The following is a 23308-nucleotide window of genomic DNA, read 5'->3' on the forward strand; positions in this document are numbered from 1 at the left end:
GGCCCGTGCGTCGGTCCCGTGGCGGCGACCCCCAGCACTTCAGGGCGCGGTGATTCCCTAATCTGCACCGCTTCGACAGGTTCACGCGATCAGTCGCGCCGGGTCCGGGTCCTGTCACCCCCATGCGAGGGCGTCTCTCCGGTGTTGCTTTACTTTTCCCGTGCCCAGGCGCGTTTTTCCTGGGGCTTCTCCTAGCAACGAACCATTGGTAACGGGACCGCGAATGGGAGACGCTGCTGGGGCCAGATTGAGTACTCCCCAGTTACCATCGACATCTGCGTTACCTGGCTGGCGCGAGTTGCCAGGCCATACCGCGCCCTGTGTCCCCTCGCTTTAAAACCGGTGCACGCTGGTGATGGTCAGTCCAAGCCCGCACTGGGCTCCCAGGATTGCGTTGTGCACCGCCGGTCACTCCACCGGCACCGTGATACGGCTACCAACGGCCTTTGGGCTGACAGACGGGGAGGAGAGGAAGAGAGGGAGGCTTGCGGTCCATCCGAGGCTTGCTAGAGTGGCCTTGAGGGGCCAGTGCCTGGGCATGTCGTAGCTGTCACTACCTTGCTCGCCTCCGAGTCGGTCAAACTCGGGGGCCGTGAACTCAAAGTAAAACGCCCTCGGCTTTTGTCAAGCCGGGGGCGTTTTTTTAGCTGGCGGTTCCGTTCTTCCCCATCAAGATACCTGCAAGCATCAGTAGCGATGCAGTGATTGCGTCCATTGGAAGCATCACTCCCTGCCAAATTTCCAAACATGCGGGTGCTAGGAACACCATGCCCTTAACCTGTAGGGCAATCGACAACGCCTTCCTTCTGTTGCTCTCCACTCTTAACCTCCGTTTGCGCGGATGCGCACTCATAGGCTAAAGGCCTCCAGATGCAGGGAAGTGCTGTAACCGAGGCTATTTTTAGCGGGGTTAGGCCGCATTTTGGATTTGTTGCCTCCTATGACCCTTTAGGAATGGAAGTTGGGCGGATGGGTAAGTTTGTGTCGTTGCTCCACAGGAGGCTGTCGAACAAGAGGGCGTCCCGAAGCGTAAGAATGGGGCGAGGTTGGTCGGCTTCAAACGCGCGGATCTGATCTATGACAGCGTCATATGCGTCCAAGGAAAGCCATTCTTTATGCCCTCCGCTTCCATAGGCTACGTAGTTCGGAGGTGGAACTTTATACGCGGAAAATTCCGAAAGCACTGCTTGTTCAGCTGCAAGGGCTATCGCCCTTTCCCCGCTGAAACTTATTCCTACGCTGCGACCGAGGTCCAGTTCCTCCAGTTTTCCCCTGGAAAAAGCATAGGCACGCTGAGTCCAGTATCCAGATTGTCCAACCTTGAGCTTGGCCTCGGCTGGCACGACAAGGACATAAACTCTGTGGAAAGGGATGTTGATTCGTGCGTATATGTGCGTCGGCACGCGAATTTGGAATCGCTTCAGCAGCGTTGAAACAAATATTGGCTTGAACTTGCTCTTTTCGGCGCTTTTCCTGACCTTGGCCTCTCCAACTTGGGCGACTAAGTATTGAAGCCGCTTTGCGTCCATATCACCATCCACATGGACTCCATAGTTGTCTTCGGGAAGATCAGGGAAGACGGGGGGCGCGGGTGCAATAGACATGCCTTGCCTCAGTGGCCGGGGTTTGGCCGGATTCTAGCGTTGAGCGGTGAGTTAGCGGACGGAGGTAGAGTGGATGAGGCTATAGGCGATGCCGCCCAACATGGGCAGCACCACGTGCGCAGGCACCAGTGCGAGCCCGGCCAGTGCCATCCACCCGCGCACCTGCTCGGGATTGGGCAGCAGTTCGGCGAAGCCGCTGATCAGGAACACTAGCATGTGGACAGCGATGACCCCGGCCCAGGTCCAGAGGAAGCCCCGCCAGAAGCCCCCACGGGGGAGGCCCTGTTCTGCGTAGTGGGGGAACGGCTGGCGGTTGATCCACGCCCGTCGACGGTTGGCCCGCTGGGTGATCTAGAAGAGGAAGGCCAGCACCAGCCAGGTGCCAATGCCTCCCAAGACCGCCAGCCACCCAAATGAGCTTCCGTTCTGGAGCATCTCCAAGCCGCCACCGACGAAGACGAGACCGGCCCCTCCGAGAAGAACAGACGCGCAGCCCACGTTCGCGTAAGAGCTCATAGTCAGGGCCTGTGGGCGGTCCAAGTGCCATGGGACTTGCTGAAACGAACGGGCTCCACGATCGGGCGCACCAGTTCGGCGCCTGACACATTGAGGACCACCTCTCCTCCAAGGTCACAAACGACCCCCTCAGAGGGGGCGGCGTTTCGGCAGTTTGAAAGCGTGAAGTCCCGATAGCCGATCACGGTCATGGATCCACTGGAAACCTGAGTGAAGGTGGCCCCGATGGCAGTTTGGGCTTCTTCGACGGACGGCTGGTTGCTGCTGCATCCAGAAAGGCTCAACGCGGCAACAAGCGATGCGAGCACGGTGCGAACGGGCTTCATGATCAATTCCTTGGCAGTCCACCGGATGGCGGCATCTGCCATTTTGGCAGATGCGTGCCTTATCATGCCAGTCCGTGCAGACTAAGGAGCTGATCCATTGCCCGTCCCCCATGCCCGCTCCGTTGCCCGCAATCTCTGTCTTCGGCCTTCGCCTCCGTGCAGCGCGTCAGGCTGCCGGGTTGTCGCAGGTCGAACTGGGGGCGTTGATCGGCATGAATGAGAAATCGGCTTCTTCACGCCTGTCCCGCTACGAACGTGGGGAGCGAGAGCCCGACGGCGAAACCTTGGAGGCCCTAAGCAAGGCGCTTGGCGTGCCGCCGGCCTACTTCCACGCGAGCTCGGATGTGTTGGCGGAAGTCATTTTGTTGGTGGCCAGACTGCCCGTTGAGCAGCAAAAAGAGGTGTTGGGCCTCATCAAGGGATACACCGGCGACAGCATCGCACCCTGACAGGACGCGCATTTGCGTTCTTAGCGCGGTCCCGGCCGTCGAAGGTGCGGGGGCTTCCACCGCGGAGGCAGAATGCCGGTGTCCGCCCCAGGCTGCTTGCTTGGTGACTGCTCTGTTGCGGGCGACCGCGCCACAGGCGGCCACTGGTCCGGGAACCGGAAGTCCTCCGTGGGATGTGCTTTCTGGAAGGCTTGGAGGAGGCGCTGGCGCTGGTGCTCTGCTTCTTGGGTTGCCTTTTCCTGAGCGGTGATCGCCAAGTGCTCGGCTTGCTTGGCGTAGACCGCCTGCTCTTCGGTCAGTTTCACCGCGTCTTGCAGGTCCCGCAGGGTCCTGGGCGTCCAGCCCAAGCGCTGGGCGAGCCTGTCTTTGCCCTTCAATCCCGCTTCGCCTTGATCGCGGTAGTAGCGGGCGTCGTGTCTGGCCCGTCGGGCCTGTTTGAGGTCGGCCGCCGCTTGGGTTCGTACGACGAGGGTCAACTGGGCTTCTCCCTCGGCAGAGAGGTAGTCCCGGGCCAGCGAGCGGGGCAGGGGATCGGCATGGTTCTGAGCCCAAGCCAGGGCACGCCGGATCAGATCGGCCACGTCTTTTTCCACCTGAGCCAGCCACAGGTTGGCCAGGTGGGCCGCTTGTTCGCTTTCCCTCGTTCCGTTACCGGTGACCCGGGTGTGGACCTGCGGAGGCAGTTTGGCCGCTGCCTCTTTCCCCCGGTGACCGATCACCCGAGTGGTCCTTTTGGGCACTGAGGATCCGGGTTGGAGGGAAGCGCGACGGACCTCACGTGCCGGAACGCCCGTCTTGGCTTTGGGTGGGGTGGGAACGAGAAGGGCGTCGGTCGCAGCCTGCAACCGCTGAGCCCCTGCCTTGCGGCGTTCTACCAGTGCGCGGGCATGCAGGGCTTGTTCGTCCACGGTTGCCAATCGGCCTTCGGCAGCGGCCTTGGCTTTGATTTCCTCGAAGCGACGGGAGTGCTGGTTGAATCGCCGCTCCCCCGCCGTCTTCAAGCGATCGTTGCGTTTTGCTCGAGGGAGGCGCTCGCCCCTTCGGCGGGCTTGGGTGACCGCCTTGCCTTCGTGCCTGGAGGGCTGGCGGTCCAGCTTGGCGGCGGCGCAGAAATCGCCCGCTTCGATGGCGCTGCCTTGCTGGTCGCGCAGGCTGCGGTGGTCCACGCGTGCCGATTGGCTGGCAGCGCTCAGGGCATCGTTGATGCGCTCACCGATCAAGGCCCGTAGTGCTTTCAGCTCCTGAGCACCTGCCTTGAACTCATCCAGGACCTTGGCCGCGCTGTCGCCAAACCCGGTTGAGCCCACTTGGCGAGGGGTCATGAGAATGTGCGCGTGGTAGTTCCGCTCATCGCCTCCCTTGTCCGGGGCGTGGAGACCGATCTGCACAGCCACGCTGTAACGTTCCACCAACAGTTGGCCGACGTCCCGAGCCAGCGCCCGGCGTTGTTCGGGCGTAAGTTCGTGGGGCAGGGCCATCAGCATCTCGCGCGCGACACGCGCGTTCTTCCGCGTCTCGTGTTCTTCAACCTTGGACCAGAGTTGGTGCGGATCCAGTGCCCACGCCGGCGCCTTAGTGGGGGCCAGCATGTCCACGGAAAGCACGCCGGTTTTGCGGCTGTAGCTGTGGCGTGCACCGCTGGGATCGTCCAGGTCGAGACCAGCCCGGTAAGCGGCGGCAGCGGTCGCGCTGTCGCCCTTCCCTCGGCTGAGACTTTTCACTTGAACGCTGTAGATCGCCACTGCCCAAAGCTCCGATGCACCGCAGCCCCCTATGGGGGCGAGGATTGGGGAGAAGGCGACGCGCAAGGCGTGGCGTTCGGGTGTCGGGGCGAAGCCCTGACCGCACGGTTTTGCGAAGCAAAACCATAAGTGCGCTATTGCTGGGTTGTTGGGGGCGAAATCGCCCCCTGCCAACTGCATAGAACCGGGCCGCTCGCTGCCGCTCGCCGGGCCCCCTTCTCAGGGTTACATGCACGTCAGAACTGTCAACTTTTTAGCCAAGAGCAAAAGCGATGCTCGCTAACCGCTCGCATCCATGATGGGGCAGGCCCCCCCTTGCGCTCCGCGCCATTTCTGGTTGCATGGATCAACGAAGCAAGAGCAAGCGTGCTGTGGGAAACGTTGAAAAGCAGAAGCTGAAGTTGGAGCGGATGGTCGGAGCGCTGGCCAAGGAGCAAGCCAAGCTGCTGCTCGTCGAACGCGAAGAGCAACGCAAGCGCCGGCGTGCAGAACTGAAGCAACGCGAAGCGGATCGCCGTGCCGATGCCCACCGGAAGATCGAACTGGGTGGTCTGGTAATCGCTGCCGGGGTGGACAGTTGGGATCCGGCAGAAGTTGTCGGAGGATTGTTGGTTGTGAGCGAGCAGCTGTTGCTACAACCGACCCGACGAAATGCCCTGCGCGAGAAAGGCATCGCCCATTTGGAGGCGAGGGCTGCCACTCGAAGGGCAGGGCAATCATGACTTGGACGCCATTACACGAGGCCGTGGTCATGGGCGATGTTGCCGCGCTCAACGCTGCACTGGCCGCGACCATCTTTCCTGATCCGCGCGATCGCCACGGTCAGACACCGCTCCACTTCGCCGCCCATCTGGGAAACGTTGAGGCAGTGTCCGCGCTGTTGCTGGCCGGTGCTTCCCCGAATGCACGTGATCGCCATGCCCAGACCCCGCTTCACTTGGCAGCACGCTCAGATCACTTTGGGTCTTCCGGACCCGCCGCGGCGGCTCTGGCCGCGCTGGCCGATGGGCGCCCCTGGACGTCCGTTCACGCCACTAGGTTTCTGGATGCGTGGGAACGGCGTGACCCTGCCGCCACGTGTGCGACGCTCCTTGCCGCAGGCGCTGAGCCAAACGCCCCGAATTGCCGACACGAGACGCCGTTCGGTCTGGCTTACCCGCGAGCTTTGAAGGCTTTCCTCTCGGCGTGAATTGAGACGCGTTTGCGACATCCGCGGCTGCGGAGTGAATTGGCGTGTTTCTTTGTGAATTAACTATATCTGGTGTTGATTTTGTAATTTTTACACAAGATCATGGGTTTGGGCGGTCGTCGCCCAAAACCATTGTCGAGGTCGAAATGGGCAAGAATCAGCACGTGGTGAAGCGGCCGGATGGCTGGGCGGTGCGTGGCGAAGGCAACTCGCGCGATACCTCTCACCACCGGACCCAGGAAGAGGCAAGGCAGCATGCGCGTGAGATCGCCATCAACCAGCGCAGCGAAGTGGTGATCCACGACCGTCAGGGCCTTATCCGGGACAAGGACAGTTACGGGAACGACCCAAATCCTCCCAAGGGTTGATCAACAAGGCCGCCGTTTGGCGGCCTTGTCTTTTGCTGGAGCTTGGTTTGCCGACGGGGCAATGCGCACCCGAGCCATCCCCAGCAGTGGGAGCAAGTGGGACGCATTGCCCCGCTGCTTGCTGGCCCTTCTGCAAGCCTGTTAGGCTTCCAGGTATCGTTTGAGGTATCGTTTTTTTAGTCGAATGTTCCGGGGATTTTCTTATGGGACAGTCGGTTAGGTGGATTTGGGTTCGATTCCCATCGCCCGCTCCATGTCTCCAGGGTATTCACCCCCGGCAGACGCGGCGTACTCGATGCACCACACCCAGCTCGAGCGTGTGGCAGCAGCGCCGCAATCTCCTTCTCAGTGTTGGGCTGTGGCCCCTTCGAACCATAGCTCGAGTGGCTTATGCGCCCGCTTGCGGCCGGGCGAAGTCCACCAGGTCGGAAGGATAGTGCGGGCAGGTGCGCAGCGCTGCATCGTCGCCGCCATACAGCACCACCAGCGCTGCTACCTCCAGCGCCCAGTAACCCCATGCATGCGGTCCGGTCAGCCGTCGGGTCCGCTTCTGAGCCTGGGGCGACAGTAGAAAGAAGTCACGGTAGTGCACCTGCAGGTAGCCGGTCAGCAGGGATGGAACGAACGCTTCACCGTCGCGCAACGGCGCGAACAGCTCGGCGAACGGGCGCGGATGGAATATCGCATCGCTGGCTTCGGCAAGGCCCAGTGCCGGTGCGCTGAGGTAGTCCAGCACGCGGTCGGTGTCGAAGCAGAGCACCTTCTCCACCAACGCTGGAAGACGGTCCTGCGCATCCAGCAGCACGCCCAGTGACAACAGCTGCAGGGCGTACTCGTAGTGCTGCGTTGTGCGCGGTTGCAACGGCGCGGCCAGCGCGATGTCGTGGCCCTGCTGTTGCAGGCTGTTCCGGGCAATGGCCAGCAAACGTGCATGCTCGAGCCAGAGTTCTGCAACGTCGGCATGCATCTGCTGCAATGCCGTGGGGGCGAATCCACGGTCGATGCCTTTCAGCAGCAGGTTGCTGCCGGTCTGGGCAACCGCTTCCCAGCCGTACGCATGTTCCAGCGCCGCATGCCCCTGCAGCGGTTCCTCCGCAGGGTCACCGCCATTGCGCGCATGACGCGCAAGCAGGGCCATGCCCGCGTTCCAGTCTGCCTGCCAGTCCGGCAGGCGAAGCATGCGGCGCGGTACTCCCGGATCCTTGGCCAGTGCTCTCCATCGCGGTAGTACGTCCAGCAGCAGATTCCGGCGGTTCACGGCAGTCATCGGTTCCATCATCAGGGAAAGTCTAGCGGCAATGCCGGTTCGACCCCCATTGCCTGGCACCGCGTTGAAGGTTTGAATGGTGCGCAATCGCAGTCACCATGCCCGCATGACCGTTGATCGAATCGCCCTCCGCCGTTTCACCCAGTGGCTGCCGTTCCTGGTCCTGGTCGCCATCTGCGTGGCCTGGTGGTCGCCGCTGGGCGTGGTTGTCGCCCTGGCCGCGTGCCTTGCAGTGGGTGGTGTGCTGCAGCGCCTTGATCTGGTCGGCGATACCGTAGGCGGCGCACTGCTGCGCTCGCGGGCGACGCTGCCCTTTGCTACCCGGCCGCCCACGCATGATGTCCTGTTGGATTGGGGCGAACTGGGCATGGGGGGTCCGGCCTACAGCACCCAGATGCTGCGCGATGGAGCCATTGTCGAGGGCGTATCCACTGGAGGCCGCCACGACGCCAGTGGCGAGTGGCAGACGCTGGCGGGAAGCGGGCTGCGTGTGGCCAGTGGCTATGTTGATCGCAGCGAAGCGGTGATCGTCTACGACGAAGCGGACAAGCGGGTGATGCACCTGCAGGCGATTGTTCCCAGCCTGTTCTGGCAGGAACTGCACGAGCGCCGGCAGCTTGGCGGGGATGCCGAAGCCGCAATGTGGTTGCGGGATATCCCCTGTCGATCGACCACGCTGCGGCCCTGCCGGGGTCTATGGCTGGAACCGGAGCATCCCGCGCTGGCCGCCGGGTTGCCGCAGGCATTGCGGCATGTCCTGCCGGATGCCCGGGTGCTGCAGGCCATACCGCTGCTGCCCGACGATCTGCGCCTGACCGCGCATCCGACGCTGTTCGCGCGCATCTGCCCGTACGCGCTCTGTCTTGATGGCGAGCCCAGTGACCGTCACGCCTGCGATCTGGAAACGGTGATCACCAGCCCGTCCGGACGGTGCGTGGCGGTGGCGGGCAGCGTGCTTGATGGGGATCTGCGTCCCATCGAGGGCGTATGGCTCGTCCACTGGCAGGGGTGTTGGCAGGCCATTGGCCGCCGTGCGACGGGCGGCAGCGGCAAGGCCCGCAGTGGTGCCTGGATCGATGTGATCGAGGCCGGCGATGACGGTTCGCTTCGCTGCGAAGCCTATGAGGAACACTGGACGTTCGACGCGATCACACGCATCCCCACGCCACACACGGCGCTCGCCCTGCCTGTGGAATGGCGGGAAACCGCGCTGGCCGTGCGTGTCCGCGATGGGCACTTCTCGCTGCGCCTGCCCCCGCGCTGATCAGCGGCTGCAGGCATCCCTTGGATGAGCCATGAGGATGTCCCCAGCGACGGTGCGGTCATCGCCGGAGACGGTGCGGCGGCTATCGGCTGTCAGTCTGAGTAGAAGCCGTTGCCAAGGATGCCGGGCAGGCTGGGTTCCGGCCACGGCATCAGTGATGTGCAGGCGTCATACAGCGTGCAGAAGTCCTGCCGCAGTTGCGCAGGCACCCAGCTGCCGTAGGACACGTCGGTCGAGTCGCCCTGGCAGGCGTAGGAAACATCGATCCAGCGGGTGTTGGCGTGTGAGGCAACGCCTTGGTGCTGTGTCTTGCCCGTGCAGTAGCGCAGGCCCTGGCCGATCAGGGTGTTGTTGGCATCGAAGTAGAGCCGGGAGACTGCGTGGGTCGGCGCAGCCCGTACGTCTGCGGCGCCTCCCACCAGGCCAAACAGCAACAACAGCGGAATTCCCATTCGCATCTGTGGTTCTCCTTGGATTGTGCAAGCCGGCCGTTTATGTCCATCAGCCGGCAACGGCATATTCGCACAGCCCCAGCAGGCATGCAGATGCGGTGGCCTGCGGGGCATCATCCACCCGCCACACGCCCGCGCTATGCTGCGCGCCTGCCGCCCGATCCTGCCGCGATGAAGCTCGCCATCCTGTCCCGCAACAGTTCCCTGTATTCCACCCGCCGGCTGGTCGAGGCGGCACGCACGCGTGGCCATACCGTTCGCATCCTCGACCCGCTGCGCTGCTACATGCGCATCGCCGCCGATGGTTTTTCGATGCACTACAAGGGCCGGCCGATGACCGGCGTGGACATGGTCATCCCGCGCATCGGTGCCTCGATCACCCGCTATGGCACCGCCGTGCTGCGGCAGTTCGAGCTGATGGGCGCACGCACCCCAAACCCCTCCGACGCGATCCTGCGTTCGCGCGACAAACTGCGTGCGCACCAGCTGCTGGCCGCCAAGGGCATCGACATGCCTGTCACCGTGTTCGGTGACAACCCGGATGACACCGTCGACCTGTTGTCCATGCTCGGCCCGCCGCCCCACGTGGTGAAGCTCAACGAGGGCACCCAGGGGCGGGGCGTGATCCTCACCGAAAAGGCCAGCGCATCGCGCGGTATCGTCGAGGCCCTGCGCGGGCTGTATGCCAATTTCCTGATGCAGGAGTTCATCGGTGAGGCCAAGGGCGCCGACCTGCGCTGCTTCGTGGTGGGCGACCAGGTGGTGGCCTCGATGCAACGCCAGGCGCCGGAAGGCGACTTCCGCTCCAACCTGCATGCCGGTGGCACTGCGGTGGCGGCCAAGGCCAGCCGCGCCGAACAGCAGGTGGCGGTGCGTTCGGCCAAGGCGCTGGGCCTGTCGGTGTGCGGGGTGGACCTGATCCGCTCCGCGCGCGGCCCGCTGGTGCTGGAGGTCAACTCCACGCCGGGGCTGGAGGGGATCGAAGCCGCCTGCGGGGTAGATGTGGCCACGCGCATCATCGAGCACGTCGAGAAGCTGAAAAAGCCATGACAAATCAATATTTTGAGATTCTCATGGGCAAATGAGGCCGGCTTTAACATGCCTTTAATCGGCGCCGGCGTAGCCTTCAGCGAACCGCAGCTCTGCCTCTCAGCAGGATCGGTATCGGGATACGACTTCAGACCCAGGCGGGCCACCGCCTGGGTCTTTTTTATACCTGCCGGAAGTCCCTTGTGGAGGCCGCGTGACGGCCGTAGAGTGGCCATCGTTCCTGGATGGATCCGGAGGCTGGCGATGTACCGCATCACGATGATCGCGTTGTTGCTGGGGTTGTCTGGCACTGTCTCCGCCAAGCCGGAGAAGACCGCCATACAGATGGACGGGCAGGCACCGGTGGCCGAGCAGGTCCGGCGGGTTGAAAGGGCCCTTGATGACGGCGAGTACAGCGAGATTTCCGCTGACGACCGCGCCCAGGTGCAGCAGGCCCTGGCGCGCATCACCCAGCGCATGGGGGACCACAGCACGCTTCAGGAGCTCCCGCCGCAGGTCCAGGCAGAGGTCTTCAACGACCAGGAGCGGATCAACACCGTTCTTGTCCGCGCCCACGAAGACAGCCGCCAGATCTGCCAGCACACCCGCACCACGGGCAGCAACATGCCCAAGAGCCGCTGCCTGACGGTGGCCGAGCGCCGCCGGATCGAGGAAAAGGGCAAGGCCCTGCTCAACGACCAGCGCACCTTCAACAATCTCACGCCTCCCAGTAACCGCTAGCCGGGCCGATTGCCGCCCGAGCGACCGGCACTTGCTCGCGTGAAGGCGGTGCGAATACAGTCAACCCTCAACTCAAACAAGGATTCGTTTGTCATGAAGTCCCTCCTGATGTCGGCGGTCCTGGTCTCGGGCCTGACCCTGGCCACCGCCGCCTCCGCATCCAACCAGGCCGGTGAGGTCTTTATTCCGGGCAAGCCGCTGCAGCAGCAGATCGAGCGCATCGAAATCGAACTCAACGATGGCGAGACCTACAGCGAGCTGAAACAGGCCGACCGCAGCCGCGTGCGCGAGGCGCTGGTGCGCATGCGTACGGCCGTCGAGCAGCATCCCGACCGCGATTCCATGCCTGAACAGGTACGAACCGATGTCTTCAACGACCAGCAGATCGTGAACACGGTTTTGACACAGGCCCGTGAAGATAGTCGTCTAATATGCCAACGTGAAAAGGCCACGGGTTCGAACCGGTCCACGACGCAGTGCACGACCGTAGCCGAGCGCGCGCGACGGAAGGACAAGGCACAGCGTGATATGGGCCAGGCCCAGCGCGTCGGCAAATTCGTCAATTAGAGGTGACAGTGAGAATCCTGGTAATCGAAGACAACAGCGACATTGCGGCCAACCTGGGCGACTACCTGGAGGACCGGGGCCACACCGTGGACTTCGCGGCTGACGGGGTTACCGGTCTGCATCTGGCCGTGGTGCACGAGTTCGACGCGATCGTGCTGGATCTCAACCTGCCAGGCATGGACGGCATCGAGGTCTGCCGCAAGCTGCGCAACGAAGCGCGCAAGCAGACCCCGGTACTGATGCTCACCGCCCGCGACTCGCTGGACAACAAGCTGGCCGGCTTCGATTCCGGCGCGGACGACTACCTGATCAAGCCGTTCGCGCTGCAGGAAGTGGAAGTGCGTCTGAACGCCCTGTCGCGACGCGGCAAGGGCGTGCAGACCCGCGTGCTGGAAACCGGCGATCTGGAATACAACCTGGATACGCTGGAAGTGCGCCGCCAGGGCAAGCTGCTGCAGCTCAACCCGACTGCACTGAAGATCCTGCAGGCGCTGATGGAAGCGGCCCCGGCCGTGGTGACCCGCCAAGAACTGGAAACCCGCGTGTGGGGCGAAGAACTGCCCGATTCGGATTCCCTGCGCGTGCACATCCACGGCCTGCGTGCGGTGGTCGACAAGCCGTTTGAAGTGCCGCTGATCCAGACCCGCCATGGCATCGGATACCGCATCGCCACCCCGGAAGCCTGATTCGGTGGCAAGCAAGGGGGAGCGCCGGCGCACGCCGTATCGGCGGCGCCTGCGCAGCCGCATCATCGTTTCGTTCGTGTTGTTGGGCTTCTGCCTGACAACGCTGTTCGCGTTCGCCACCAACTGGGCCCGCCTGCGCGTGGAAAACCAGCTGGTGGAAGAGCTGATGAACCGCAACATCGACGAGTATGCGCGCCGCTATTACGAGCACCCCGGGCATAACCCGGATGCACCGGTGCTGCAGATCAGGGCTTATGCCTATTCGAAGGACAAGTTCGACCGGGTGCGCGAAGAACGCGCGCAGTGGGCGGGCTTCTCCGATGGCATCCACAGCGTCAGCGGTGATGAGCACGGCGAGCCGTACTCCTACAAGCTGGCCGTGCGCAAGACGCCGGACGCCTGGTTCTTCCTCGCCTATGACATGACCGACAGCGTGCGCGGCGGCAAGCAGCTCAACCGCGCGCTGGTGCTGTCGGTGCTGGTGTTCAGCCTGCTGTCACTTGTGCTGGGCTGGTGGTCGGCCTCGAAGGTGATGAAGCCGGTATCGGACCTGGCCGCACGGTTGCGCGCCTACCGTGGTGGTACCAGTGACCCTGAGCCGCTGGCGCCGCGTTTCCCCGATGACGAAGTGGGGCAGCTGGCACAGGCACTGGACGACTATTCCTCGCGGCTGACCGAAGTTGTGCAGCGCGACCGTGAGTTCAATGCCGACGTCAGCCATGAGCTGCGCACGCCGCTGGCGGTGATCCGGGGTGCCACCGAGCTGCTGCTGACCCGGCCCGGCCTGGACGAAAAGGTGCTGCAGCGCCTGCAGCGCATCCAGCGTGCCGAACAGCAGTGCAGCGATCTGATCGGCGCGTTGTTGCTGCTGTCGCGCAATGAGCGTGGGCAGGGCACCAGCAACGTCGCCCGCGTGGCCGAGCAGCTGCTGGACGCGCACCGTGCGCAGCTGGGCGGCAAGCCGCTGGAGCTGGTGCTCGAAGGTGAGCGCAACCTGGTGATCGACGCGCCCGAGGCGGCGCTGTCGGTGGCACTGGGCAACCTGATCGGCAATGCGGTGAAGTACTCGCAGGACGGCGAGGTGCGCGTGTTCGTCGGCGCCAATTCGGTCTCGGTGACCGACAGTGGCCCGGGCCTGAGCGAGGAAGATGCCGCCAAGCTGTTCCAGCGTGGCTACCGCGGCACGCATGCTGGCCATTCGCAGGGCGGCGGCATCGGCTTGTCGATCGTCAGCCGCCTGTGTGATCTGTACGGCTGGCAGGTGAGCGTGCGCCCCGGTGGCGAGCGTGGCGTGATCGCCACCCTGACGTTCTCGCCGAAGCCGTTGTAAGGGCCCCTGCTTTGGTGGGTGCCGACCTTGGTCGGCACGGACCCTGCCGACCTTGCATCGCGCTCTGTGTCGCTTGTGCCACTGAATTACCCTCGCGCGATGATCAGGCATCAGGCCCAACGCGACACCACTGTGATCGCTGCCGCGCCCCGCGCGTGTTCCAGTGCACGCATTGGCAAGCCCGCGCCGCACTTGAGAATTTCCTTACAGATCGCCGCGTGCGGCGATGGCCTGATGACCTGGCCGGGGCAGGTGCCTTGGCCGGGATTGGCGTCCTGAAATCAACTGTTAGATGGAAAGCTTCCGATGCCTCGCGCGGCATCGCGGACAATGCACTGTGCCCGCTTCATGGCGGGCGGTGCGTGGGGATTCCCGGGAATCCGCCGGAGTTTCCATCCATCTGGGAGTTGTCCGGTACGCCAACCCGCACCGTCCGCCACCTTGCATCTGCAGGTGGCCTGCCGACTGCGAGGAGCTCCACCATGTCCACCCGCCCGCTGTTCCCCCAGCTGCACGCCCTGATCGGCGATGCGGCCCACCTGCTGCCTGCCGACGTCGCCGAGCGTGTCGAAGTGCTGCTGGATGACCCCAAGGACCTGCTGCCCGCCCTGCTGGCGCGCATGGATGGCCGCGACGCCGCCGACGGCCAGCGGCTGGACGTGCAGGGGGCCAGCCCGGCGCAGGCCGCCACGATGGCCGGCCTCAGCCGCACGCTTGCCGGTCTGAACACCCTGATCCAGCTACTGCACGCCGCCGAAATCGCGCGGGAGCAGGGCGGTGCCCGCCAGCAGCTCAATCCCGATGTCGTCGACGGCCTGCTGCTCGGCGCCCGCGAATTGGCCCGCTACGCCCGCCTGCAGCTGGAGTAGATCCACGCCACGCGTGGATGCAGAGCGTTTTGTAGAGCCGAGGCGCTGGTCGGGGTGTTTGGGAGCGCGCTGCGGTGGTCGGGATTGTGGTTCCCCCCCGCGGGGGGCGTGGGCTCTACAGCAGATCCCCAGATCCATGCCATGCGTGGATGCACTTCGGTAGCGCGGGCCGCTGGCCGGCAACCCGGCCTCAACCCCCGGCCAACCCCAGATACCGCGCATGCAGCTGTTCCACCTGCACCTGCAGGTCCTCCGGCTGCCCATCATTGACCACCACGTCATCGGCCAGCGCCAACCGCTGCGCGCGGCTGGCCTGGGCAGCAATCATCCGGTCGGCCAGCGCCGCGTCGATACCATCGCGCTGCATCAGCCGGGCGTGCTGCACGGCTTCGGGCGCATCCACCAGCAACACCCGGTCCAGCCATGGGTAGGCCTTCCGCCCGCCCACCTCGGTCAGCAGCGGAATGGCGGCAACCGCATAGGGGCTCTCAGCCTGCTCGCACTGCTGCTGCATCAGCAGGCGGATGGCCGGGTGGGTGATCGCTTCCAGCGCCGTCCGTTCGGCCGGGTCGGCGAACACGTGAGCGCGCAGGCGGGCCCGGTCCAGGCTGCCATCGGCCAGCAGCATGTCGGCGCCGAAGCGCTCGGCGATGCGGGCCAGCGCCGGGCTGCCGGCGGCCACCACGGCCCGTGCGGCCAGATCGGCATCGGCCACCACAATGCCCAGCGCCTCGAAGCGCCGGGTCACTTCGGTCTTGCCGGAAGCGATGCCCCCGGTCAGGCCAACCACATAGCGGCTCATGGGGACTCCCCTCAGCGCAGCCCGCTCATCACCAGGTACTGATCCACCAGCGGTGCGCCCCACATGAAGTACAGCCAGCCGGCGATGGCCAGATACGGCCCGAAGGGAATGGGCGTGGCGCGGTCACGGCCCCGGCTGTACAGCCAGATCGAGCCGATGATGGCGCCCAGCACCGACGACAGCAGGATGATCGGCAGGATGCCCTTCAGCCCGCACCAGGCGCCGAGCGCGGCCAGCAGCTTGAAATCACCGTGGCCCATGCCTTCCTTGCCGGTCAGCTGCTTGAACAGCCACCAGACCATCCACAGCGACAGGTAGCCCACCGCCGCGCCGACCAATGCAGGCTTTGCCGGCATGTACAGGTTGTCGATGTTGCCTATCAGGCCCAGCCACATCAGTGGCAGGGTCAACTGATCGGGCAGCAGCTGGGTGCGCAGGTCGATGCCGGACAGGGCGATCAGGAAGCAGGTCAGCACGATGGCGCCGAAGCCCTGCCAGCCGAAGCCGAACTGCCAGACGCAAGCCAGCACCAGCACCGAGGTCAGCGCCTCCACCAGCGGGTACTGCAGCGAGATCGGCGCCTTGCAGTGGCGGCACTTGCCGCCCTGGATGATCCAGCTGAACAGCGGGATGTTCTCGTACCAGCTCAGCTTGTGCTTGCAGTGCGGGCAGTGCGAGGGCTCCACCACGATCCCCGGTGGGGGTGGCTCATAGAAGTCCGGTTCCTCCAGGACTTCGCGCGCATCGCGCTTCCACTGCCACTCCAGCCGCTTGGGCAGGCGCAGGATGACCACGTTCAGGAAACTGCCCAGCAGCAGTCCCAGGGCGGCCGCGGCGGGGTAGCCGAGGCCGGGGTGCTGGTCGAGAAATGCCATTGATACCTTTAGCCGACGACGGCGCCGAGTTTGAAGATGGGCAGGTACATCGCGATGACCAAGCCACCGACAATGGTACCAATGAACACCATGATCATCGGTTCCAGCAGGCTGCTCAAGGCATCCACGGCATTGTTCACTTCCTGCTCGTAGTATTCAGCCACCTTGAACAGCATGGCGTCCAGGGCGCCCGCTTCTTCGCCGATGCCGGTCATCTGGATGACCATGTGCGGGAACAGGTTCAGCTGCTTCATGGCCATGTTGACCGGGTAGCCGACCGAGACGTCATCGCGCATGCGCAACACGGACTCCTCGTAGACCTTGTTGCCGGTCGCGCCGGCCACAATGCCCAGCGCCTCCACCAAGGGAACACCGGCCTTGAACGTCACTGCCGTGGTACGGGCAAAGCGGGCGATGGCACTGTTGTGCATGATCTGCCCGATCACCGGTACCTTCAGAATGGCCCGATCCAAGCCATGCTGCATCTTTGGCGATCGCTTGTAGGCCATGATCGTTCCAACGACCGCAACGACGATCACGATCACGATAGGCAGCCACCAGCTAACCATGAATCGAGATAGTCCTACGACCATCTTGGTGAAGGCCGGAAGGTCGGCACCGAAGCTAGTGAACACTTCTTCGAATTGGGGAACGACCCATACGAGCAGGATCGTACTGACCAGGAAGGCCACCACTAGAATCATGGCGGGGTAGAACAGGGCCTTCTTGATCTTGCCCTTCAGCGCTTCGATGTTCTCCTTATAGGAGGCGATGGTGTCCAGCACCGTTTCCAGAACACCGGCGCTTTCACCTGCGCGAACCAGATTGCGGTAGAGCTCGTCGAACTGGACAGGATGACGGCTGATCGCCTCGTTCAGCGAAGAGCCGCCCTCGATGTCAGCCCGGATTCCATCCACCATTTTCTTCATGCGCGGGTTCTTGTGCCCGCTGGCAATGATCTCCAGTGCCGAAACGATCGGCACGCCGGACTTCATCATCGTGGCCATCTGCCGGCTGAAGAATGCAATGTCCTTGGCATTCACCGCCTTGCCGGCTGCGCCGAACAGCGGCTTCGGCTTAGGCTTGACCTGGCCGGGATTGATCCCCTGCTTGCGCAGTTCGGCGCGCACCAGATTGGCGTTCTTCGCCAACTGCTCGCCTTTCATCTTGATTCCCCGCTTGTCGGTCCCCTCCCAGACAAACGGCTGCAGCTCCATGGTGCTACGCGCCACGGGCTCTTTCTTGATCGCACTGCGACTGACAGACATGTTGGCTCCCCAAGGCCCGCCATCCCCAGGCGGGCATCCTGACCAGCGATGGTAGCGGGTTCAGGGGCGTCCGGGGAGCCTGCTGGCGTGACGCCGCGCAGGGTTTTCGACCTGACGAGACGAAAGGTGACGTACCGCGTCACATTGCCGCGTCCATCGCAGATTGGTCTCAGGGGGGTTCCCATCCGCGAAATTGCTGCCATCATTGGCGCGGGGAAATCGGGGAGACGCTGCCATGGCAGTTTGGCACGTAACCTGCGTTGATCCACCCGCGGGGACGGGCAGCCTGCTCATCCGGTCATCTGGCCGGCCGGCAGCCTCCCCGACATCAACCACCACTTATCTTGGGGATGTACCACCATGAAGAACCAGAAGGGCTTCACCCTGATTGAACTGATGATCGTCGTCGCGATCATCGCTATCCTGGCCGCTATCGCGCTGCCGGCGTACTCCGATTACACCAAGAAGTCGAAGGTCTCGGAAGTCGTGCTGGCCGCTTCGGCCCTGCGCACTGCCGTTGCTGAATACGCGTCGTCGAACAACTCGCTGCCGGGCAGTGGTTGGAGTGGCTTCGAGGCCCAGTCGTCGAAGTACGTGAGCAGCGTCGGCTGGAACGGTTCGGTCATCACCGCAACCGCGCAGGGCATTGGTGCTGGCGTCGATACCTCGACCATCACCCTGACCGCCTCGCTGAACTCGACCAATGGCACCGTGGGCTGGACCTGTGGCGGTTCGATCCCGGCTAAGTACCGTCCGGGTAGCTGCCAGTAACTGTCGTCTGCTGGCTTTTGCTAGCACACTACACAGTATTGTAGCGGTCCAGAAGCAGCCCCGCATAAAGCGGGGTTTGCTTTTCATGGGGAATATTGGGGACGCGTTGTGGGGATGTCGACACTGCGCAGGCTTGCGCCATGGTGCTTTGCGCTGGCGCTTGTTATCTATCTGCGGCCATATACGGGAATACGCCATGATGCCACCTTGTATCTGGCGCAGGCATTGCGTCTGCTCGACCCGGATATCTTCAACCGTGACTTGTTCTTCGTTGCCGGCAGCCAGGCCGACTTCACCCTGTTCCCGCAGTTGCTGGCGTCCTTGCTACGTCACTTCCAACCTGGCGACCTTTTTCTCGTCCTGAGCCTGCTTGGACGCATCGCATTCTACGGCGCCAGCTGGTATCTGATTCGCGCGCTGTTCCCCCCAGCTTGGCGCTGGCCGTCATTGTTGGCACTCATCGTGATGCCGACACGCTATGGCGCCTACAGCATTTTTGCGTATGCAGAGCCCTTCCTTACGTCGCGTCCCTATGCAGAGGCGATGGCGCTTTTCGGACTGGGGTTTCTGGTGCGGCGCAAGCACATGGCTGGCATCTTGGTGCTCGGCGCAGCCGGCATTCTTCATCCGCTGCAGGGGTTTGCCGCAGTGCTGCTGGCATGGTGCTGGCTGGTCCTGCACGACCGCCGCTGGCTTTGGTCGCTGTTGGCGCTAATTCCCGTCATTGCCCTCGCGGCATTTCGTGTCGGGCCCTTTGCAGGCTTGGTGATAGCGATTGACTATGACTGGTGGGAACTCATCTACATGTCTAGTGGCCAGATCTATCTGGGTACATGGGAGCCCAGGGACTGGTGCATTGTCCTAGCTGATTTCTACTTCCTCTACCTGCTAAGCCGGCGTGCGCAAGCCGACAGCCTGCTCGCGCAGTTCTGTGCCGCTGCTTTGGCCGCGTTTGCTATCGGCATGACGTTCAGCGCTGTGCTTGCAGATTTGCTGCAGCTAGTATTGCCCGTTGGCCTGCAGTCTTGGCGGGTGCTGTGGCTTGTGCATTGGCTCGCAATGGCAGGTATTCCCTATCTAGTCTGGGAGCAGTGGCAACGTACGCCTCGTGAATGGGTGCCCGTGGTGCTTTTGGTGGCTATTGCGCTGACGGGCGCGAGCATCTCGCGTATTACGCTTCCCTGGGCGGTGCTCGGTCTCATCCCACTTCACATTCTGTGGCCGCATGTGACACGCAAAGTGAGTGCGCCAACTAGGGCCATCGTATTGGTAGGCTTAGTTGCGGTTATTGTCGCGGCCACATTCCGCTATCAGATGCGTGCTTGGCTGGTGTTCGAGGTGTTTGGGGGTGATTTCGAGCGAGTTCGCCAAGACGTCGTGATCTTGGGCTATCCCTTGTTTGCCGGAGCGCTGAGTTTCGGTCTGGTCTGGCTTTATGGGCGTGGCCCTCGATGGGGAGCGCTGCTCGGAGCTTTGAGTATTGTTGGGCTGGTGGGCTCGTTCTTGCTCTGGGACTCCAGAAGTCCGTGGACGCGGGTAATGGAGGGATCCCCTGGCACCAACGTGTTTGGTGTCGCATTGCCGCGCGATGCAAGCGTGTACTGGTATGCAACCGAACCTTCACCGCTAGGGCCGTGGCTGGTGCTCAATCGCGCCAATTACTTCAGCATCTTCCAACTGTCAGGGCAGATGTTCAATCGCGGCACATCTATGCAGGGCATCCAGCGTCAGCTCCAGGTCGGGCCGGTCAACAGCCAAGGCGAGATCTGTGACATGGTCAACGCCGTCAACAAGGACCCGCATGCCTGTTGGATCGGAAAGCCAGGCCTGCAATACATGTGCTCGCCCTACAGGGACGTGCCAGCGCCGGACTATTTCGTTCTGCCGTTCCGGCAGCAGGAGCATGTACTGGGAAGCTGGACGCCGCGGCATCCAGACAGCGGGACGCCGCTGGGCACGTTCTATCTCTACCGATGCAGTGACTGGGCCGGGCAGGGAATTCCAGAAAGTGAGAATCGGCTTCTCGCTCCGGAGGGTTTGAATGAAGCCTGATCGTGCCGCTCGAGGCTTGCTGCAGTACATGCAATCTCGCTTCGCAATCGTTGCCGAAGGCACACGCTATCTGATGGCATCGGCCGTTGCGTTGTGCGTGGACCTTGGTACTTTTGCTTTGTTCTCGTGGTGGTGGGGCGGTTGGTACTACGCCGCTGCAGGCGGCTTTCTCGCAGGAAGTGTGGTGGCCTATTTGATCAGCGTTCGCTGGGTGTTTGCTCGGCGCGTGGTCAGCTCTGCTTCGGCGGAATTGGCCATATTCGTGCTGATCGGTTGCTTCGGTCTGCTGGTTGTCCAAGGCGTCATGTGGGTCTGCATTGAGTGGCTTGGTATGCCGGGGAGCATTGCCAGGCTGGTTGCGGTCGGGTTCTCGTTCACGTCGAACTTCGCATTGCGCAAGTTGATTCTTTTCCGGTCGCGGGGGCGCGAACGGGCCATCGGGGAGGTGGCATGAGCAAGCATGTTGTAATCATCGGTGCGGGTCCGGCGGGCTTGACCGCCGCGTTGGAGCTGGTTGGGCAGCCGGGTGTAAAGGTGACGGTGCTGGAGGCGGATGACTGCGTGGGTGGCATCTCACGCACTGTTAACCACAATGGCAACCGCATCGATATTGGCGGGCACCGGTTCTTTTCCAAATCGGACTGGGTGATGCAGTGGTGGGCCAACCTGATGCCCATCGAACACACAGGCGACGTTCCGTTGAACCTTCGCTACCATGGCCAGGCGCGTGAGGGCTTGCCAACGGGGGCGCCTGTGGCAGATGGCTCGCTGCCGACTGCGATGCTGGTGCGCAATCGCCTGTCGCGCATCTATTTCAATCGGCGCTTTTTCTCTTACCCGTTGAAGTTGAATGCGGACAGTTTCCGCAACCTGGGTGTGGGCAAGTCCGTATTGTTCGGTTTCAGCTATCTGCGCTCGCAGGTCAGCAAGATTGAGCCGGAAGTGAGTCTTGAAGACTTTCTCGTCAACCGCTTCGGGCAGCGTCTTTATCGCCAGTTCTTCAAAGAGTACACCGAGAAGGTCTGGGGTGTGCCCTGCAACCAGATCAGTGCAGAGTGGGGCGCGCAACGCATCAAAAGCCTGTCGATCACCAAGGCGGTGCTGCATGCTGCGCGAAGCGCGCTGGGCTTGAACGGGAAGGCTGAACAGACTTCGTTGATCGAGAACTTCCTGTATCCGAAGCATGGCCCCGGTGAGATGTGGGAAACAGCTGCTCAGCAGTTCGTCGCGCGTGGCGGCACATTGCTGATGAAGCATCGTGCCGTCGGACTGGAAGTGGGCGATGACCAAGTGCACAGCGTCACCGTACAGTCCGGGACAGGCGAAGCCTTCAAGCTCGAGTGCTCGCACGTGGTCTCGACCATGCCCGTGCGTGAGCTTGTATCCGCATCGCGGACAAGCTGGCCCGAAGATGTGGCAATGATTGCGGATGGGCTGCAGTACCGTGATTTCATCACCGTCGGCCTGCTTTACGATGCGTCCGATCTTCCTCGGGCATTGGGCGACAACTGGATCTACATTCAAGAGCCGGGTGTGAACGTAGGGCGTGTACAGGTCTTCAACAATTGGAGCCCGTACATGGTTCGCGACGCATCGAAAGTATGGATGGGGCTTGAGTTCTTTTGCCGTGAGACTGATCCGCTGTGGAACATGGGTGATGCAGACCTTCAGGCACTGGCCCAGCGCGAGATGCTCCAGATCGGCCTGGTCACCGCCGAGCGTGCGCAGGATGCGGTTGTGATCCGAGTACCCAAAGCCTATCCGGGCTACTTTGGTGAAGCCTACGCCCAGTTCGATCGATTGCGGTCCGCGTTGGATCAGGTGCAGAACCTGTTCCTGGTGGGGCGCAATGGGATGCACCGTTACAACAATCAGGATCACTCGATGCTGACAGCCAAAGAGGCTGCCGATCAGATCCTGTCCGGTAACGTGGACAAGAGTCGGCTGTGGTCAATCAATGTGGACGATGAGTACCACGAAGAGGCCAAGGCCTGAGCCCAAGCTGCCCTCAGGCCTCCTTCCCGGCACTTGCCGGGATTGGGGAGGACGGTCGCCAGGTGCGGTATTCGATCTGACGTGGAGTCATGCAGATGTGGAACGTCCTTGTTTGTGGAGGGGCGGGTTACATCGGTAGCCACATGTCACAGTGGCTGGCCGAACAGGGTCATGCCGTAACCGTGTTGGACAACCTGTCCACCGGTCACCGGCAGGCAGTGAAATGGGGAGAGTTGATCCAGGCAGATCTGCTTGACGAGTCTTCGCTGGAGCGTGCGTTCAGCGGGCGGCGTTATGACGTGGTGATGCATTTCGCTGCGAGTTCGTTGGTTGCGTCTTCCGTCGCCGATCCATTTTCCACCTATCGGAACAATGTGGCCGGAACTCTGAATCTGCTGGCGCAGCTGCGGTACCGGGATATAGGCAAGGTGGTCTTTTCATCCACGGCCGCTGTGTTCGGGCCGTCATCGGCTTCCCTAGTTGACGAACAGCAGCCGATGCAGCCGATCAATCCCTATGGTGCCAGCAAGTTGATGGTTGAGCGGATGCTTGCAGACGCTTGGGAAGCGTATGGCTTGTCGTCGGTAGTTCTTCGCTACTTCAATGCTGCTGGCGCTCTTCCTGAACACGGCATAGGTGAAGCGCATGCCTGTGAGACTCATCTGATTCCGAACGTGCTCAGGGCCGCCGCCGGACAGGCGCCTCCGCTGAAGGTATTTGGTGCGGACTACCCCACACCTGACGGAACCTGTGTACGGGACTACGTACATGTGCAGGATCTCGCGCGTGCCCACGGCTTGGCGATGAACCTGATGGAGCGGAGTCCTGGAACCCATGACTTCAATCTGGGCAGTGAGCAGGGCTACTCAGTCATGGATATCGTTGAGGCCGCCGCGCAGGTGGTCGGGCGCGCAGTACCTTTCGAGGTCGTCGGCCGTCGGGCCGGGGATCCAGCCCGGCTGGTGGCCTCCAGCGCCAAGGCGCAACGGGAGCTGGGATGGGAGCGAAGTTGGCAGGACCTGGTCGCCATCATCAAAAGCGCCTGGGATTGGCATCGGGAGCAGCCGTTCTGAAAGCGGAATGTGGGTGTCTGGACAAGCGTTCACACGGGGTGCGCGGTTAATATGTCACCCCTGTAGACAACAC

General features: G+C 62.7%; 25 protein-coding genes. 16 read left to right on the plus strand and 9 right to left on the minus strand.

Annotated elements, in window-relative coordinates; translation table 11 throughout:
- Positions 1-938 precede the first annotated feature (938 nt).
- The 3 genes from R5H29_RS22270 to R5H29_RS22280 form a co-directional block, all read right to left on the minus strand.
- Positions 939-1604, minus strand: a complete 666-nt coding sequence (locus R5H29_RS22270; protein ID WP_329848895.1) for a hypothetical protein — start codon at positions 1602-1604, stop codon at positions 939-941.
- Positions 1605-1655: 51 nt separating this feature from the next.
- Complete coding sequence (locus R5H29_RS22275) at positions 1656-1820, minus strand: hypothetical protein (protein WP_329848897.1); 165 nt, start codon at positions 1818-1820, stop codon at positions 1656-1658.
- Between the two features lie 302 nt (positions 1821-2122).
- Positions 2123-2488: a hypothetical protein gene (locus R5H29_RS22280; RefSeq protein ID WP_143570044.1), complete on the minus strand. Its 366-nt coding sequence runs from the start codon at positions 2486-2488 to the stop codon at positions 2123-2125.
- 68 nt (positions 2489-2556) lie between these two features.
- Here R5H29_RS22280 and R5H29_RS22285 point away from each other — a divergent pair, with 68 nt between their 5' ends.
- On the plus strand, positions 2557-2895 hold the full coding sequence (locus R5H29_RS22285) for a helix-turn-helix transcriptional regulator (RefSeq protein ID WP_329848900.1): 339 nt from the start codon (positions 2557-2559) through the stop codon (positions 2893-2895).
- Between the two features lie 20 nt (positions 2896-2915).
- On the opposite strand, the gene R5H29_RS22290 is transcribed toward R5H29_RS22285, so the two are convergent.
- Entirely contained in the window at positions 2916-4637 is a 1722-nt protein-coding gene (locus R5H29_RS22290; RefSeq protein WP_329848902.1) for a MobA/MobL family protein, read from the minus strand.
- 341 nt (positions 4638-4978) lie between these two features.
- Between R5H29_RS22290 and R5H29_RS22295 the strand changes: the two genes are divergently transcribed.
- The 3 genes from R5H29_RS22295 to R5H29_RS22300 all read left to right on the plus strand — a co-directional run bounded on the left by R5H29_RS22295 (position 4979) and on the right by R5H29_RS22300 (position 6194).
- Entirely contained in the window at positions 4979-5359 is a 381-nt protein-coding gene (locus R5H29_RS22295) for a conjugal transfer protein TraD (protein ID WP_231298785.1), read from the plus strand.
- Positions 5356-5826 carry an ankyrin repeat domain-containing protein gene (locus R5H29_RS23045; protein ID WP_099475868.1) on the plus strand — a complete coding sequence of 157 codons (471 nt, stop codon included), beginning with the start codon at positions 5356-5358 and terminating at the stop codon, positions 5824-5826. The genes R5H29_RS22295 and R5H29_RS23045 overlap by 4 nt, the downstream gene beginning before the upstream one ends.
- Positions 5827-5972: 146 nt before the next feature.
- Entirely contained in the window at positions 5973-6194 is a 222-nt protein-coding gene (locus R5H29_RS22300; protein WP_010481480.1) for a DUF2188 domain-containing protein, read from the plus strand.
- A gap of 388 nt (positions 6195-6582) precedes the next feature.
- On the opposite strand, the gene R5H29_RS22305 is transcribed toward R5H29_RS22300, so the two are convergent.
- Entirely contained in the window at positions 6583-7452 is an 870-nt protein-coding gene (locus R5H29_RS22305; protein ID WP_332329872.1) for a PoNe immunity protein domain-containing protein, read from the minus strand.
- Positions 7453-7567: 115 nt separating this feature from the next.
- Here R5H29_RS22305 and R5H29_RS22310 point away from each other — a divergent pair, with 115 nt between their 5' ends.
- Entirely contained in the window at positions 7568-8725 is a 1158-nt protein-coding gene (locus tag R5H29_RS22310; RefSeq protein WP_253900972.1) for a hypothetical protein, read from the plus strand.
- A 92-nt stretch (positions 8726-8817) separates the two neighbouring features.
- On the opposite strand, the gene R5H29_RS22315 is transcribed toward R5H29_RS22310, so the two are convergent.
- Positions 8818-9183 carry a hypothetical protein gene (locus R5H29_RS22315; RefSeq protein ID WP_332329873.1) on the minus strand — a complete coding sequence of 122 codons (366 nt, stop codon included), beginning with the start codon at positions 9181-9183 and terminating at the stop codon, positions 8818-8820.
- Positions 9184-9348: 165 nt separating this feature from the next.
- Here R5H29_RS22315 and rimK point away from each other — a divergent pair, with 165 nt between their 5' ends.
- From rimK to R5H29_RS22345, 6 genes are all read left to right on the plus strand, one after another.
- Positions 9349-10227 (plus strand): 30S ribosomal protein S6--L-glutamate ligase, encoded by an 879-nt coding sequence (gene rimK / locus R5H29_RS22320; protein WP_026347043.1) that lies wholly within the window; start codon positions 9349-9351, stop codon positions 10225-10227.
- 243 nt (positions 10228-10470) lie between these two features.
- The gene (locus tag R5H29_RS22325) at positions 10471-10947 is read left to right on the plus strand and encodes a hypothetical protein (protein ID WP_019660178.1); all 477 of its coding nucleotides are present in this window, start codon (positions 10471-10473) and stop codon (positions 10945-10947) included.
- A 93-nt stretch (positions 10948-11040) separates the two neighbouring features.
- A complete protein-coding gene (locus R5H29_RS22330; RefSeq protein ID WP_019660177.1) occupies positions 11041-11514 on the plus strand; it encodes a hypothetical protein in 474 nt (157 codons plus the stop codon).
- 8 nt (positions 11515-11522) lie between these two features.
- The gene (locus R5H29_RS22335; RefSeq protein ID WP_005410804.1) at positions 11523-12200 is read left to right on the plus strand and encodes a response regulator transcription factor; all 678 of its coding nucleotides are present in this window, start codon (positions 11523-11525) and stop codon (positions 12198-12200) included.
- Positions 12163-13530 (plus strand): HAMP domain-containing sensor histidine kinase, encoded by a 1368-nt coding sequence (locus R5H29_RS22340; RefSeq protein WP_031269244.1) that lies wholly within the window; start codon positions 12163-12165, stop codon positions 13528-13530. The genes R5H29_RS22335 and R5H29_RS22340 overlap by 38 nt, the downstream gene beginning before the upstream one ends.
- Before the next feature lie 482 nt (positions 13531-14012).
- On the plus strand, positions 14013-14399 hold the full coding sequence (locus R5H29_RS22345; protein WP_019660175.1) for a hypothetical protein: 387 nt from the start codon (positions 14013-14015) through the stop codon (positions 14397-14399).
- 190 nt (positions 14400-14589) lie between these two features.
- Here the strand turns inward: R5H29_RS22345 and coaE are convergent, their stop codons facing one another.
- Genes coaE through R5H29_RS22360 form a run of 3 tightly spaced genes read right to left on the minus strand, consistent with a single transcriptional unit; the run spans position 14590 to position 17344 of the window.
- Positions 14590-15201, minus strand: coding sequence for a dephospho-CoA kinase (gene coaE, locus R5H29_RS22350; protein ID WP_155030019.1), 612 nt, complete (start codon positions 15199-15201; stop codon positions 14590-14592).
- A gap of 11 nt (positions 15202-15212) precedes the next feature.
- Positions 15213-16076 carry an A24 family peptidase gene (locus R5H29_RS22355; protein WP_058981943.1) on the minus strand — a complete coding sequence of 288 codons (864 nt, stop codon included), beginning with the start codon at positions 16074-16076 and terminating at the stop codon, positions 15213-15215.
- Positions 16077-16084: 8 nt separating this feature from the next.
- Positions 16085-17344: a type II secretion system F family protein gene (locus R5H29_RS22360; RefSeq protein ID WP_171953458.1), complete on the minus strand. Its 1260-nt coding sequence runs from the start codon at positions 17342-17344 to the stop codon at positions 16085-16087.
- Positions 17345-17704: 360 nt separating this feature from the next.
- Here R5H29_RS22360 and R5H29_RS22365 point away from each other — a divergent pair, with 360 nt between their 5' ends.
- The 5 genes from R5H29_RS22365 to galE all read left to right on the plus strand — a co-directional run bounded on the left by R5H29_RS22365 (position 17705) and on the right by galE (position 23235).
- Positions 17705-18115 carry a pilin gene (locus R5H29_RS22365; RefSeq protein ID WP_088479593.1) on the plus strand — a complete coding sequence of 137 codons (411 nt, stop codon included), beginning with the start codon at positions 17705-17707 and terminating at the stop codon, positions 18113-18115.
- A 114-nt stretch (positions 18116-18229) separates the two neighbouring features.
- A complete protein-coding gene (locus R5H29_RS22370) occupies positions 18230-20167 on the plus strand; it encodes a hypothetical protein (protein ID WP_171953459.1) in 1938 nt (645 codons plus the stop codon).
- Positions 20157-20621: a GtrA family protein gene (locus tag R5H29_RS22375; RefSeq protein ID WP_171953460.1), complete on the plus strand. Its 465-nt coding sequence runs from the start codon at positions 20157-20159 to the stop codon at positions 20619-20621. Before R5H29_RS22370 ends, R5H29_RS22375 begins: the two co-directional genes overlap by 11 nt.
- Entirely contained in the window at positions 20618-22162 is a 1545-nt protein-coding gene (locus R5H29_RS22380) for an NAD(P)/FAD-dependent oxidoreductase (protein WP_171953461.1), read from the plus strand. Before R5H29_RS22375 ends, R5H29_RS22380 begins: the two co-directional genes overlap by 4 nt.
- Positions 22163-22257: 95 nt before the next feature.
- Positions 22258-23235: a UDP-glucose 4-epimerase GalE gene (gene galE / locus R5H29_RS22385; RefSeq protein WP_332329887.1), complete on the plus strand. Its 978-nt coding sequence runs from the start codon at positions 22258-22260 to the stop codon at positions 23233-23235.
- The last annotated feature ends 73 nt before the right edge of the window (positions 23236-23308 follow it).

Source organism: Stenotrophomonas sp. A3_2, assembly GCF_036624925.1.
Lineage (GTDB): Bacteria > Pseudomonadota > Gammaproteobacteria > Xanthomonadales > Xanthomonadaceae > Stenotrophomonas > Stenotrophomonas hibiscicola.

Coding starts and splice junctions, on each gene's coding strand:
- R5H29_RS22340 (WP_031269244.1), top strand. CDS start 12,163: ATGGCATCGGATACCGCATCGCCACCCCGGAAGCCTGATTCGGTGGCA.
- R5H29_RS22325 (WP_019660178.1), top strand. CDS start 10,471: ATGTACCGCATCACGATGATCGCGTTGTTGCTGGGGTTGTCTGGCACT.
- R5H29_RS22370 (WP_171953459.1), top strand. CDS start 18,230: ATGTCGACACTGCGCAGGCTTGCGCCATGGTGCTTTGCGCTGGCGCTT.
- R5H29_RS22375 (WP_171953460.1), top strand. CDS start 20,157: ATGAAGCCTGATCGTGCCGCTCGAGGCTTGCTGCAGTACATGCAATCT.
- R5H29_RS23045 (WP_099475868.1), top strand. CDS start 5,356: ATGACTTGGACGCCATTACACGAGGCCGTGGTCATGGGCGATGTTGCC.
- rimK (WP_026347043.1), top strand. CDS start 9,349: ATGAAGCTCGCCATCCTGTCCCGCAACAGTTCCCTGTATTCCACCCGC.
- R5H29_RS22365 (WP_088479593.1), top strand. CDS start 17,705: ATGAAGAACCAGAAGGGCTTCACCCTGATTGAACTGATGATCGTCGTC.
- R5H29_RS22380 (WP_171953461.1), top strand. CDS start 20,618: ATGAGCAAGCATGTTGTAATCATCGGTGCGGGTCCGGCGGGCTTGACC.
- galE (WP_332329887.1), top strand. CDS start 22,258: ATGTGGAACGTCCTTGTTTGTGGAGGGGCGGGTTACATCGGTAGCCAC.
- R5H29_RS22270 (WP_329848895.1), bottom strand. CDS start 1,604: ATGTCTATTGCACCCGCGCCCCCCGTCTTCCCTGATCTTCCCGAAGAC.
- R5H29_RS22275 (WP_329848897.1), bottom strand. CDS start 1,820: ATGCTAGTGTTCCTGATCAGCGGCTTCGCCGAACTGCTGCCCAATCCC.
- R5H29_RS22345 (WP_019660175.1), top strand. CDS start 14,013: ATGTCCACCCGCCCGCTGTTCCCCCAGCTGCACGCCCTGATCGGCGAT.
- R5H29_RS22330 (WP_019660177.1), top strand. CDS start 11,041: ATGAAGTCCCTCCTGATGTCGGCGGTCCTGGTCTCGGGCCTGACCCTG.
- coaE (WP_155030019.1), bottom strand. CDS start 15,201: ATGAGCCGCTATGTGGTTGGCCTGACCGGGGGCATCGCTTCCGGCAAG.
- R5H29_RS22360 (WP_171953458.1), bottom strand. CDS start 17,344: ATGTCTGTCAGTCGCAGTGCGATCAAGAAAGAGCCCGTGGCGCGTAGC.
- R5H29_RS22280 (WP_143570044.1), bottom strand. CDS start 2,488: ATGGCAGATGCCGCCATCCGGTGGACTGCCAAGGAATTGATCATGAAG.
- R5H29_RS22285 (WP_329848900.1), top strand. CDS start 2,557: ATGCCCGCTCCGTTGCCCGCAATCTCTGTCTTCGGCCTTCGCCTCCGT.
- R5H29_RS22315 (WP_332329873.1), bottom strand. CDS start 9,183: ATGCGAATGGGAATTCCGCTGTTGTTGCTGTTTGGCCTGGTGGGAGGC.
- R5H29_RS22300 (WP_010481480.1), top strand. CDS start 5,973: ATGGGCAAGAATCAGCACGTGGTGAAGCGGCCGGATGGCTGGGCGGTG.
- R5H29_RS22355 (WP_058981943.1), bottom strand. CDS start 16,076: ATGGCATTTCTCGACCAGCACCCCGGCCTCGGCTACCCCGCCGCGGCC.
- R5H29_RS22295 (WP_231298785.1), top strand. CDS start 4,979: ATGGATCAACGAAGCAAGAGCAAGCGTGCTGTGGGAAACGTTGAAAAG.
- R5H29_RS22310 (WP_253900972.1), top strand. CDS start 7,568: ATGACCGTTGATCGAATCGCCCTCCGCCGTTTCACCCAGTGGCTGCCG.